Origin of the sequence: Streptomyces sp. NPDC020845 (assembly GCF_044334165.1) — a bacterium.
Classification (GTDB): Bacteria; Actinomycetota; Actinomycetes; order Streptomycetales; family Streptomycetaceae; genus Streptomyces.
Genome location: NZ_JBIRSJ010000025.1, coordinates 66,070 through 78,289, shown reverse-complemented (window position 1 = coordinate 78,289; position 12,220 = coordinate 66,070). Strand labels below are relative to the sequence as shown.

Below are 12,220 nucleotides of genomic sequence, written 5' to 3'. Positions count from 1 at the left end.
GCGCACTTATCGTCTGCAAGGGTATATCCATGAACATAAACAGGCGGCACAGGGCGCGACACGGGAGATGCTGATGGACTATTTCGACCTCGGGACCCTCACCCGGCCCGTCTCGACACGTTCACCCGAGGCGCAGCTCTGGTTCGACCGGGGGCTGGTGTGGACGTACGCGTTCAACCACGAGGAGGCCGTGGCCTGCTTCGAGGCCGCAGCGGACGCCGATCCTGACTGCGCCATGGCCCACTGGGGCGTCGCGTACGCGCTGGGACCCAACTACAACAAGCCCTGGGACTTCTTCGACGGCGCGGATCTGGAGCGGACGGTCCACAGGACGCACGAGGCGGTGGAGCGGGCTCATGCGACGTCGGCGGGCGCGACGCCGACCGAGCGGGCGCTGATCGAAGCGCTGCGCGCCCGCTATCCGCAGTCGCACGCTGCGGAGGACTGCTCGATCTGGAACGCGCCGTACGCCGAGGCCATGCGCGCGGTGTACGAACGGGCGTCCGACGACCTCGACGTCGCCACCCTCTACGCCGACGCGCTGATGAACCTGACTCCGTGGAAGCTGTGGGACCTGCGCACCGGCGAGCCCGCCGCGGACGCCCGGACGGTCGAGGCCGGGGCCGTCCTCGACCGGGCGCTGCGGAGCGAGGCCGGCGCCCGCCATCCCGGCGTGCTGCATATGTACATCCATCTGATGGAGATGTCACCGACGCCCGAGAAGGCGCTCGTCGTCGCCGACCGGCTGCGCGGGCTGGTCCCCGACGCCGGCCATCTGCATCACATGCCGTCACATCTCGATGTGCTGTGCGGCGACTACCGGCATGTCGTGGAGGTCAACACCGACGCCATCGTGGCCGACGAGAAGTATCTGCGGCATGCGGGCGCGATGAACTTCTATACGCTGTACCGCTCCCACAACTACCACTTCAAGATCTACGGTGCGATGTTCCTGGGGCAGTGCGGGACGGCGCTCGACACCGCGGCCCGACTGGAGGCATCGATCCCCGAGGAACTGCTGCGGGCCGACAGCCCGCCCATGGCCGACTGGCTCGAAGGCTTCCTCGCCATGCGCGTGCACGTCCTCATCCGCTTCGGCCGCTGGGAGGACATCCTCGCCCTGTCGTTGCCGGCCGATCCCCAGCTCTACTGCGTCACCACGGCGATGCTGCACTACGCCCGCGGAGTGGCGTACTCCGCCATGGGGATGATCCACCAGGCCGAGGCCGCACGTGACTCCTTCCGCTCCGCGCGCGAGCGTGTCCCCGCGAGTCGCATGCTGTTCAACAACACCTGCCGGGACATTCTCGACATCGCCTCGGCGATGCTCGACGGTGAGCTCCACTACCGGAAGGGCGAGTACGGACTGGCCTTCGCGTCGCTCGCCCGGTCCATCGACCTCGACGACAATCTCCCCTACGACGAGCCCTGGGGCTGGATGCAACCGACCCGTCACGCGTACGGGGCGCTGCTTCTCGAGCAAGGGCGGGTCGAAGAGGCGGAGGCCGTGTACCGGGCGGACCTCGGGATCGACGACACGCTCCCCAGGGCCTCACAGCACCCCGCGAACGTATGGGCGCTGCATGGCTACCACGAGTGCCTGGTGCGGCTCGGCAAGGCGGCGGAGGCGCGGATCGTGGCCAAGCAACTGACCGTCGCCGCCGCGCTCGCGGACGTCCCGATCACGGCGTCCTGCTTCTGCCGCCTCGATTCCGGGAGCCCGGCGGACACGCCGTGCTGCCAGCCGGTCATCCGATGACGAGCGGGAGTTTGGAGGCCAGTTCGCCCAGTTCGGCCTTCTCCGCGCCGGTCGGGGCGCGCCGTCCGGTGCCGACCAGCAGCGTGTCCTTGTCGGACCACGACGCGGGAAACGCCGCCCCGGCGATCTTCTCCAGCATCTCGCGTGACCGGGCCAGGCCCTCGGCGGGCGGTTCCGCCACCTGCGGGAGATGCGCGATCAGGTCGAGGTGGTGCAGGGTCCACTCCAGGACGTACGCCCTGAGGTAGTCGCCCGAGGTCAGCACCATGTCCTGGGTGCTGACCCGCAGGGCCGGGTCGGCGAGTTCGGCCGCGCGCCCGGCGGCCGAGCCGACGTCGTCGAGGTGGAACTTGAGCAGCCCCGGCTCCTCGTACGCAGCGGCCAGCCGGACGGTCAGCGCGTCCAGCGGATCGTCACCGGTCGGCGGCGTGTCGCTGACCGCCCAGTAGGTCACCGCGTCGCGTGTCGGCTCCGCTTCGGTGGGCGTCACCAGGGTGATCAGGACGTCCTGAGCGTCGATCACCAGATGGCACACCAGATCCCGCACGAGCCAGCCGGCACAGCCGGACGGCTGTGCGAAGTCCTCGTCCGCGAGTTCCGCGACCGCTGTGCGTAACGCTGTCCAAGAACGTGAGAAGAGGTCCACGGCCGCAAGCTAGCAGCGCCCGGCCCGCCCCGCGACCGATTTCTACCAGCGCAGCGGGAGGGCGGTGAGGTAGTTGTCGAGCTGACCGGAGATGATCCGGTGGTCATGGGCCGAGGGGTGCCAGTCGCAGCCGAGGCGGTCCAGGGCGGGGTCGTCGTAGTACCAGGAGCGGACCCGGGTGTCGCCCCGCCGGTTGCGCTCCTGGACGATCCGCAGGGCGGTCTCGGCGAACGCGGTGGTGTTGGCGAGGTAGGTGGCGCTGACCACGAGGAATGTCTCGGGGCCGTAGCGGGCGCGCAGCTTGTCGAGGAAGCCGTGGTAGGCGCTCTCGTAGGCCGCGATCAGCTGGTCCTGGGTGGTCCAGCGCTCGCCCGGGTTGAGCGGGGTCGAGAAGTCGTTGATGCCCAGGCCGAGCACGACGACCCGCGGCCGCCAGGTGTGCGGTTTCCGCCAGACGTCGCCGTCGACGTTCAGCAGGGCCCGGTCGTAGTACGTGCGGAAGTCGGTGTCGGGGCTGCTGCCGTTGTAGTTGCGGACCATGCCGAGGCCGGAGTACGCGTTGAGCTGGTAGTCGGCGTCGAGGCGTTGGGCGGTCAGGGCGCCGAAGGCGAGGTCGGCGTTGGTGTTCCGGTTGACTCCGCCGTTGCTCGAACAGTCGCGTGTACCGGAGACATTGCCGTAACCAGCGGTGAAGGAGTCACCGATGAACTCGATCTGTCTGCTCCGGGCCCGGGGTGCGGCCAGGACCGCGCCCCCGGGAGCGGCGACGAATCCGCCGAACCGGCCCACGGCCCAAGGGCTTTCCGTGCGTTTGACGAGGCGTACGCGGTGCTCGGTGTCGGGGAGGCCGCCGATCCACGAGGTGGTCCGGCCCGGGGTCACCAGGGTGGCGGCGGTCGTTCCGTCGATCTGCACGTCGTAGTCGTTGTCGGAGTCGTCGAGGACGACGCCGACACCCGTGCCGCGGAACCGGCCCTCGAAGTAGATGCCGGGCCAGGTGTACCGCACCGACCCGTCGGCGGTGTTCTTGACCCGGCCCGCCGTGTGGAACCGGGCCCGGGTTCCGGCCGCCTGCGCGGGGGAGGTGGCGGCGGTGACGAGGCCCGCGGCGGCGGCCGTGACCAGCGTTCTTCGGGGGATGTGACGGGGCGTCCGCATGTGGCCATCCTTTGACGGTGGGGCGAGCACATGATGGTGGGACACAGCACAGAGCCGCACCACTGTATGCGTGGGGCGGGGAATGCGACAGGTCGCCGAGGGTTCATCCGCCCCCGTGCTCGGGGCCCGGGTCCCCGGGCGGCATGTTGTACGGCGTGACCACCTGGATCGCCGAGGGCAGCAAGGGCCCGTCGCCCGGCGGCAGCGCCTGGTGGGCCCGCATGATGGTCTGGCAGGCGCGGCGCATGTCCTGGCGCAGATCGTGGTGGAGGACCGCGGACAGCCGACGCTCGCGCAGCAGCCCGGTGTTGTCGTGGTCCAGGTCGTGGGCGATGAACACGGCGCACTTCCGGCCCAGGGCGTCGAAGGCGTCGAGGGTGGCGAGGTTGCCGCCCCCCATGGAGTAGACCGCGACGATGTCCTCGTCGCGTTCGAGCGCCGCGAGGGCGAGTTCGCGCTGAGTGACGTCCAGACCGTCGCTGTCGGTGACCTCCACCAGGGACCGGGTGGGCTGGGTGAGGCGCATGGCGCTGCGGAAGCCCATCTCGCGCTCCTCCTCGCCGCGGAAGGAGCCCCGGCTGATGGTGGTGAGCACATGGCCGGGGCGGTCGCCGAGCCACTGCCCGATCAGGTACGCGGCGGTGGCCCCGGCCGCGCGGTTGTCGATGCCGACGTACGCCATGCGGGCGCTGTGGGGCAGATCGGTGACCAGGGTGACGACGGGAATGCCGGCCGCGGCCAGCCGGCCGACGGCGGCGCCGATCTCCGGGACGTCCGGGGCCTTGAGGAGCACGCCTTGGGACCCCCGCTTGGCGACCTTGTCCAGGGTTCCGATCAGCTCGGCGGGGGGACAGGTCTCGCGGAAGTGGAAGCGCGAGCGGACGACCGCGGGGTGCAGGGAGGGCAGCTCCGCTTCGAGCGCGTCGCGTACGGCGCTGGAGAACCGCTCCGGCGCCTGCATCACGATGTCGATCATGAAGGTGCGGCCCCCGATACGGATCTGGCCGCGCTGCCGGTCCAGGTCCTTGATCGCCTCATGCACCTCCCTGACTGTGCTCTCCCGCACACCGCCGCGGCCGTTGAGGACCCGGTCGACCGTGGCCGTGCTCAGCCCGGCCTGACGGGCGATTTCCCTGATCGGATAGGGGTGCCCCATGAGTGTTCCCTCAAGTGGATGATGGTTTTTTGATGTACTGCTGAGGATTGAATGATGGGTTGGGATTCACCAGACTGACAGAAGGGCACGGACTGCGAAAGGACCCGGGATGTCCCCTGTACCTGCGGGATCACGGACTTGGCTGACCGAGGAAGACTGCGATCCGAGCACCTTCCGGTCGCTCGTCGAGCAGCGGACCGATGCGGGCGACTACCCTTCGGCCGAGCGGGTCGAACGGAACGTTCTGCTCTACGACAGCGGTCGGCTGCGCGCCCTCGCGGACACGCCGGAAGGGCGTCGGGCCGTCCAGAGCGAGCTGGTGCGGGCCCTGCTGGACGGCCCCGGCATCGTGGTCCTCAAGGGCGCGTTCCCCGACGCGGCCGTCGTGGACCGGGCGTCCGAGACATTCCATTCGCTGATCGAGGAGGAACGCGCCACGGGCGGGGCCCGCGGCGACCACTTCGCCAAGCCGGGCGCCAACGACCGGGTGTGGAACGCCCTTGACAAGGTGGCGGTGCGCGCACCGGAGGCGTTCGCCGACTACTACGCCAACGACATGCTGGAGCTGGTCTCCGAAGCCTGGCTCGGCCCTGCCTACCAGGTGACCTCACAGGTCAACGTGGTCAACCCGGGCGGCGCCGCGCAGCGCGTGCACCGCGACTACCACCTGGGCTTCCTCGGCCAGGAGCGGGCCGCCGGCTACCCGGCGCACGTCCACCGGCTGTCGCCCGTGCTGACCCTCCAGGGCGCGGTGGCCCACTGCGATATGCCCGTCGAGTCCGGCCCGACGATGTATCTGCCGCATTCACAGAAGTACGAGCCCGGCTATCTCGCCTGGCGGCTCCCGTGGTTCGCCGAATACTTCGAGGCCCACTACGTCCAACTCCCGCTGGACAAGGGGGACGCCGTCTTCTTCAACCCCGCGCTCTTCCACGCCGCCGGGCACAACCGCTCCGCCGACATCAGGCGCATGGCCAATCTGCTGCAGGTGTCCTCCGCCTTCGGCCGCGCCATGGAGACGGTCGACCGCGAGGCGATGGCCAACGCGCTCTTCCCGGTGCTGCTGCGCCGCAAGGCCGAGGGCGCCTCCGAGGACTGGCTGCGCCGGGTGGTCGCCGCCACCGCCGAGGGCTACCCGTTCCCCACCAACCTCGACCTCGACCCGCCGGTCGACGGTCTCGCACCGTCCTCGCAGGCGGACACCGTCTGGCAGGCCGTCACCGAGGGCTGGGCCCCCGACCGGCTGCGCCAGGAACTGCACGCGGGCGCCGAGCGCCGCCAGGGCTGAAGGGGACACCACACTCATGGGACTGCTCGACGACAAGGTCGTCCTCGTCAACGGCGGCAGCCAGGGCGTCGGCGCCGGCATCGTACGGGCCGCCGTACGGGAAGGCGCGACCGTCGCCTTCACCGGGCGCCGGGCCGAGGTCGGCGACGAGCTCGCGGCGGAGACGGGCGCGCACTTCCTCCGCGCGGACCTCGCGGATCCGGCGCAGGCGCATGGCAGCGTCACGCGGACCGTGGCCGCGCACGGGCGCGTGGACTGCCTGGTCAACGCGGCCGGGCTGACCTCGCGTGGCTCGCTGCTGGACACCACACCGGAGCTGTTCGACGCCCATATTGCGATCAATCTGCGGGCGCCGTTCTTCGCGATGCAGGCCGCCGTCGCCGACATGGTCGGGCGCAAGGCGCCCGGTACGGTGGTCAACATCATCACCACCTCGGCGCACGGCGGACAGCCCTATCTGGCCCCGTACGTCGCGGCCAAGTCCGGGCTCGTCGGCCTGACCCGCAACGCCGCGCATGCCCACCGCTTCGACCGCGTCCGGATCAACGGCCTGAACATCGGCTGGACGGACACCGAGGGCGAGGACGCCACCCAGCGCGCCTTCCACGGCGCGGGTGACGACTGGCTCGAGAAGGCCGCCGAGCAACAGCCGATGGGCAAGCTCGGCCAGGTCGACGAGATCGCCGACTTCGTCGTCTTCCTGCTCTCCGACCGCAGCGGTGTGGTGACCGGCTCGGTCATCGACTGGGACCAGATCGTCATCGGCGGCCTCGACTGAGCCGCCCCTCGGGCTGAAGGAACGAGAATTTTCATGCGCATTGGCATCATGGGTCTTGGCCGGATCGGCGCCTTCCACGCGGCAACCCTCGCCGGGCTCGACGCGGTGGACTCCCTCGTGGTCACCGACCCGGTGGCCGCGGCCACCGCCACCGCGGCGGAGCGGTTCGGGGCCACCGCCGTCGGCTCCCCGGAGGCCGTGTTCGCCGCCGGTGTGGACGGCGTGGTCATCGCCGCCGCGACCGACGCCCACCCGGAGCTGATCCTGGCCGCCGTCAAGGCGGGCGTCCCCGTATTCTGCGAAAAGCCCGTGGCCCGCGGCGTCACGGAGAGCCTGGAGGTGCTGCGCGCCGTGGCGGACGGCGGCGTCGAGGTGCACATCGGCTACAACCGGCGCTTCGACAAGGGATGCGTCGCCGCCCGCGCGGCCGTCGTCAGCGGCGAACTCGGACCACTGCACACCGTACGGTCCACCACCCTGGACCCCGCGCCGCCGCCGGCCGCATATGTGGCCACCTCAGGCGGCATCTTCCGCGACTGCGCCGTGCACGACTTCGACATCGTGCGCTGGGTGACCGGCCGCGAGGTCACCGAGGTGTACGCCACCGGCGGCAACCGGGGCGCGGACTACATCCGAGCGGCGGGCGACGTCGACACGGCCTCGGCCCTGCTCACCCTCGACGACGGCACCATCGCTGTCATCTCCAACTCCCGCCACAACGCGCGTGGTTACGATGTCCGTCTGGAGTTGCACGGTATGAAGGACAGCATCGCGGTGGGCCTGGAGGACCGGCTGCCGCTGCGCTCCGTCGAACCCGGCGCCACCTTCCCGGCCGGACCGCCACACGACTTCTTCATGGACCGCTTCGCCGACGCCTACCGCGCCGAGCTCACCGCGTTCACCGAGGTCGTGGCGGGCACCCGCCGCTCACCGTGCACGGTGGCGGACGCCATCGAGGCCGGCTGGATCGCCGAGGCGTGCACCCTGTCCCTGCGCGAGCGGCGGCCCGTACGGCTGGAGGAGGTGCGTACGGCGGTGTGAGGGAGGCAGCCGGGGCCCGGCCGCGGATCGCGCGGTCGGGCCCCGTGCCTCTTCCGGAGGGTGGTCCGGGTACTCCCTGAGAGTGGCTGCCTATGCGGCGAGCTCCTTGGTGATGCGGTCCAGCATGAACGCCGAGGACTCGCGCGCCCGCTCCTCCCAGGCGAAGACGCATGCCGTGGCGACGCCGTCGAAGTTCAGCTCGAGCAGGGTGCCGAAGAAGGCGCCCCAGTCGACCTCGCCCTGCCCGATGTCCAGGTGCTGGTGGATACGGGCCGCGGTGCCGGGCGGGTTGAGGATATAGCGCAGGCCCGAGGACCCCTTGTGGTTGAAGGAGTCGGCGATGTGCACGTGCTGGAGCTTGTCGCCCGCGTAGCGCATCATCGCCGCGATGTCCGCCGTGGGGTCGGCGCCGGAGAGATGGAACGAGTGCGGGGCGCAGTAGAGGTAGTTCACCCAGGGTTTGTTGATCGCGCGGACGAGGTCGACCGCGGGGGTGTTCTCCTCGCAGAAGTCGTCCGGATGCGCCTCCAGGTTCAGGGCGATGCCCTCCCGCTCGAACAGCGGAAGCAGTTCCTCCAGCGAGCGCCAGAAGGCCGCCTCGCTCTCCGCGGCCCGCTCCGGGCGTCCGTTGAACTCCGAGTTCATCAGCGGGCATTCGAGTTCCGCGGTGATCTCGATCATCCGCTTCCAGTAGCGGACGGCGGCCTGCCGTTCGGCCTCGTCGGGCGAGGACCACTTGTACAGGGGGAGTACGGAGGACAGCCGCACACCGTGGGTGCGCAGGGATGTCCTCAGAGCGGCGATCCGCTCGTCGTCCGCCCGCGGATGCAGGAAGAACGGCATGAAGTCGTCGCGTGGCGACAGCTCGATGTAGCCGTAGCCGAGTTCGGCGACCGTGCGCACCATGTCGTCGATCGGCAGGGCGCGGAACATATACGGGTCGAGGGCGATTTTCATGCGGTGCCTCCGTAGAAGGCCGGGCGGGGCTTCATGTCGACGGTGATGACGTGGCTGTCGGACTCCAGCGAGCGGACGGCGGCGTCGGTGATGACGGTGGCGGCGTAGCCGTCCCACGCGGAGGGACCGGTGGGCTCGACGCCGGCCGCGATGCCGTTGATCCACTCGCGGAATTCGGTGTCGAAGGCGTCCGCGAACCGGCCCTTCCAGTCCTGCGGGACCGCAGTGCCGTGCGCTCCGGCGGTGCGGACCCCGACGGCGGCCGGGTCGGGCAGCCGGACCAGGCCCTTCTCGCCGACGGTCTCGCACTGGATGTCGTAGCCGTACTGGCAGTTGACGAACACCTCCAGCTCGATACGGACGCCGTTGGCCGTCTCGAAGTACATGAGCTGGGGGTCCTTCAGATGCTCGAACCGCATGCTGGTGGCGCGCGGTGTGATCACCTGGGCGGAGACGATCTCGTCGTCGAGCAGCCAGCGCAGCACGTCGATCTCGTGCACGGCCGTGTCCTGGGCGGCCATCGCCGAGGTGTACGACTCGGGCGCCGTCGGGTTGCGGTGGGCGCAGTGCACGATCAGCGGTGTGCCCAGCGAGCCGGCGGCGATGACCTCCTTCATCTGGCGGTATCCGGCGTCGAACCGGCGCATGAAGCCGACCTGGACGAGGCGGCGGCCGTGGGCGCGTTCGGCGTCGACGATGCGCAGACAGTCCTCGGCGGTGGTGGCGAGGGGTTTCTCGCAGAACACCGGCTTGCCGGCCGCGATCGCGCCCAGCACATGCTCGGCGTGGGTGGGGCCCCAGGAGGTGACGAGGACGGCGTCCACCTCGGGAGAGGCGATCAGCTCGGCACCAGTGGGCAGCGCCACCGCGCCCACCGTGGCCGCGACCTCGGCGGCACGGGCCTGGTCGATGTCCGTCACGGCGGTGACGGTGGCTCCGGTGACGACATCGGTGAGGCGCCTGATGTGGTCCTGGCCGATCATTCCGGCGCCGATGACGCCTACACGTACGGTCATGGTCGTTTCCTTAAGAACGGGAGGGTCAGGAGAAGCGCGCCCGGAGTTCGGCTTCGAGGGTTTCGAGGGAGTGGCCCCTGGTCTCGGGGACATAGCGCTTGACGAAGGCGAAGGAGAAGACCCCGGCCACCACGAAGAGGAAGAAGGTGTTGGAGACCCCGATCCCGGAGACCAGGGACGGGAAGACCAGGCCGATCACGAAGTTGGTCAGCCACAGCACCACGGCCGCCACGCCCATGCCGAAGCCGCGCATCCGCATCGGGAAGATCTCCGAGAGCATCAGCCAGGTCACCGGCGAGATCGCGCCCTGCTGGAAGGCGAGGAAGGTCACCGTCATGGCGAGCACGGCGTACGCCCTTCCGTCCCCGGCGGGCAGCACCAGGGAGAAGACGCCGATGAGCAGCAGGGCGGCCGTCGTGCCGATCTGCCCCGTCATCAGCATGGGGCGGCGGTCGACCCGGCCCAGCAGCCAGATGCCGACGAAGGTGGCCAGCACCGAGATCACACCGTTGGCGATGTTCGCGGTCAGCGCGCTGTCGGAGGCGAAACCGGCGTCGGTGAGGATCTGGGTGCCGTAGTACATGATCGTGTTGACGCCGGTGATCTGCTGCACGATGGCGATGCCGAAGCCGATGAACATCAGCCTGCGCACCCACGGCACCGACTTCATGTCCTTCCAGCCGCCGAGCTTTTCCTGCTCGTCCTTGACGGCGAGCGCGGACACCTCGGCGAGCTCGGCCTCGGCCCGCTGTTGCGAGCGTACCTGCTTGAGGACGCCGAGGGCGTCATTGAAGCGGCTCTGGGAGGCCAGCCAGCGGGGGCTCTCCGGCATCACCAGCATGCCGAACCAGAGGACGACGGCGGGGATGGTGGCGATCACCAGCATCCAGCGCCAGACACCGCCGCTCTCGCCACCGATGTTCGCGATGATCGCGTTGGAGGTGAAGGCCAGCAGCTGACCACTGACGATCATGAGTTCATTGCGGGTGACCAGCGCACCGCGCCGTTCCGAGGGGGAGACCTCGGCGAGATAGACGGGCACGGTCACCGACGCGCCGCCGACGGCGAGGCCGAGGACGAACCGCGCCACGATCATCACCGCGGTGGTCGGCGCGAGAGTGGCGCCCAGCGCGCCGACGAAGAACAGCACGGCGAGGGTGAGGATCGTACGGCGTCTGCCGCGCGCGTCCGACAGCCGCCCGCCGGCGACCGCGCCGAGCGCCGCGCCGAGGAGAAGAGAGCTGGTGACCATGCCCTCGGTGAACGGGGTGAGGCCCAGGTCGTCGGTCATATACGGCAGGGCGCCGTTGATGACGCCGGTGTCGTAGCCGAAGAGGAGTCCGCCGAAGGTGGCGATGACGGTGATGATCCGCAGCCGCCGGGAGACCGCCTGGGGCGCGTCGTCGATGGTGGCGGCGGGTGCGGGGGCCTTTGTCGCGTCGTCCCTGACGTCCATGGCCGCCTCCTAGCGGTGGTGATTCGGGCGTCGGATTCCGGTCAGGCCGCAGCCGGCCAGATGCTCACGGGTGCGTACGGCGATGGGGAGCGGTACCTCGGGAGCGCACGGGTACAGATCCTGCTCGACGATCACGAACAACTCGGCGTCCAACTGGGAGAGTTCGACGACCACATCGGCCGGGTTCGGCACCCCGGCCGGCGGCGAGACGCACACCCCGCGCCTGACGGCCTCGCCGAAGGACAGGTCCTCGGCGGCCACCTGGGCCAGGATCTCGGGGTCCATCTGCTTGATGTGGACATAGCCGACGCGCTCGCCGAACCGGCGGATCAGGTCGAGATTGTCCCCGCCGCCGTAGGCGACATGCCCGGTGTCCAGGCACAGATTCGTGTACCGGCCGTCCGACTCGTTGAGCAGCCGCTCGATCTCCGGCTGTGTCTGGATATGGCTGTCGGCGTGCGGGTGGATGACGAGGCGGACGTCGTACTCGTCGAGGAGCAGCTTGCCCAGCCGGTCGGCGGCGCGGCCGCAGCCGGCCCACTGCTCGGCGGTCAGTTCGGGGGACTCGGTGAACGCGCCGGTCTTCTCGTCCCGGTACATGGGCGGGATCAGGACCAGGTGGTGGGCGCCCGCGGCGGCCGTCAGGGTGGCGACCTGGCGGACGTGGGCGAGCATGTCGTCCCATGCCTCGGGGCGGTGCAGCGCGCCGAAGGCCGTACCGCCGGAGACCTGGAGCCCACGGGCGTCGAGCTCCCGCTTGAGGCGTTCCGGGTCGGTGGGGAGGTAGCCGTAGGGACCGAGCTCCAGCCAGGTGTAGCCGGCCTGGGCGAGTTCGTCGAGGAAGCGGGTGTACGACACCTGGTGCTCGTCCTCGGGGAACCAGACGCCCCAGGAGTCGGGGGCGGAGCCGAGGCACAGATTGCCTGCGGTGGTCCGGAGGGGGGATGGCGCCGTTGCCATGACGT

11 protein-coding genes are annotated in these 12,220 nt (G+C 69.9%); 4 read left to right on the top strand and 7 right to left on the bottom strand.

Going from position 1 to position 12,220, the window contains the following annotated elements:
- The first annotated feature begins 73 nt into the window (after positions 1 to 73).
- Positions 74 to 1,759, top strand: a complete 1,686-nt coding sequence (locus ACH4U7_RS47040; protein WP_398533917.1) for a tetratricopeptide repeat protein — start codon at positions 74 to 76, stop codon at positions 1,757 to 1,759.
- On the opposite strand, the gene ACH4U7_RS47035 is transcribed toward ACH4U7_RS47040, so the two are convergent.
- The 3 genes from ACH4U7_RS47035 to ACH4U7_RS47025 all read right to left on the bottom strand — a co-directional run bounded on the left by ACH4U7_RS47035 (position 1,749) and on the right by ACH4U7_RS47025 (position 4,719).
- Positions 1,749 to 2,405, bottom strand: a complete 657-nt coding sequence (locus ACH4U7_RS47035; RefSeq protein WP_398533916.1) for a maleylpyruvate isomerase N-terminal domain-containing protein — start codon at positions 2,403 to 2,405, stop codon at positions 1,749 to 1,751. The genes ACH4U7_RS47040 and ACH4U7_RS47035 overlap by 11 nt on opposite strands.
- A 42-nt stretch (positions 2,406 to 2,447) precedes the next feature.
- Positions 2,448 to 3,563, bottom strand: coding sequence for an SGNH/GDSL hydrolase family protein (locus ACH4U7_RS47030; protein WP_398533915.1), 1,116 nt, complete (start codon positions 3,561 to 3,563; stop codon positions 2,448 to 2,450).
- A 103-nt stretch (positions 3,564 to 3,666) separates the two neighbouring features.
- Complete coding sequence (locus ACH4U7_RS47025; RefSeq protein ID WP_398533914.1) at positions 3,667 to 4,719, bottom strand: LacI family DNA-binding transcriptional regulator; 1,053 nt, start codon at positions 4,717 to 4,719, stop codon at positions 3,667 to 3,669.
- 109 nt (positions 4,720 to 4,828) lie between these two features.
- Here ACH4U7_RS47025 and ACH4U7_RS47020 point away from each other — a divergent pair, with 109 nt between their 5' ends.
- Genes ACH4U7_RS47020 through ACH4U7_RS47010 form a run of 3 tightly spaced genes read left to right on the top strand, consistent with a single transcriptional unit; the run spans position 4,829 to position 7,826 of the window.
- The gene (locus ACH4U7_RS47020) at positions 4,829 to 6,007 is read left to right on the top strand and encodes a phytanoyl-CoA dioxygenase family protein (RefSeq protein WP_398533913.1); all 1,179 of its coding nucleotides are present in this window, start codon (positions 4,829 to 4,831) and stop codon (positions 6,005 to 6,007) included.
- A gap of 16 nt (positions 6,008 to 6,023) precedes the next feature.
- Positions 6,024 to 6,785, top strand: coding sequence for an SDR family oxidoreductase (locus tag ACH4U7_RS47015; RefSeq protein WP_398533912.1), 762 nt, complete (start codon positions 6,024 to 6,026; stop codon positions 6,783 to 6,785).
- Between the two features lie 33 nt (positions 6,786 to 6,818).
- The gene (locus ACH4U7_RS47010) at positions 6,819 to 7,826 is read left to right on the top strand and encodes a Gfo/Idh/MocA family oxidoreductase (RefSeq protein WP_398533911.1); all 1,008 of its coding nucleotides are present in this window, start codon (positions 6,819 to 6,821) and stop codon (positions 7,824 to 7,826) included.
- 90 nt (positions 7,827 to 7,916) lie between these two features.
- Here ACH4U7_RS47010 and ACH4U7_RS47005 read toward each other — a convergent pair whose 3' ends face one another.
- Genes ACH4U7_RS47005 through ACH4U7_RS46990 form a run of 4 tightly spaced genes read right to left on the bottom strand, consistent with a single transcriptional unit; the run spans position 7,917 to position 12,215 of the window.
- Positions 7,917 to 8,783 carry a sugar phosphate isomerase/epimerase family protein gene (locus ACH4U7_RS47005; protein WP_398533910.1) on the bottom strand — a complete coding sequence of 289 codons (867 nt, stop codon included), beginning with the start codon at positions 8,781 to 8,783 and terminating at the stop codon, positions 7,917 to 7,919.
- Positions 8,780 to 9,799, bottom strand: coding sequence for a Gfo/Idh/MocA family oxidoreductase (locus ACH4U7_RS47000; RefSeq protein ID WP_398533909.1), 1,020 nt, complete (start codon positions 9,797 to 9,799; stop codon positions 8,780 to 8,782). Before ACH4U7_RS47000 ends, ACH4U7_RS47005 begins: the two co-directional genes overlap by 4 nt.
- A gap of 25 nt (positions 9,800 to 9,824) precedes the next feature.
- Positions 9,825 to 11,255 (bottom strand): sugar porter family MFS transporter, encoded by a 1,431-nt coding sequence (locus ACH4U7_RS46995; RefSeq protein WP_398533908.1) that lies wholly within the window; start codon positions 11,253 to 11,255, stop codon positions 9,825 to 9,827.
- Positions 11,256 to 11,264: 9 nt separating this feature from the next.
- Complete coding sequence (locus ACH4U7_RS46990) at positions 11,265 to 12,215, bottom strand: TIM barrel protein (RefSeq protein ID WP_398533907.1); 951 nt, start codon at positions 12,213 to 12,215, stop codon at positions 11,265 to 11,267.
- Positions 12,216 to 12,220: the final 5 nt, after the last annotated feature.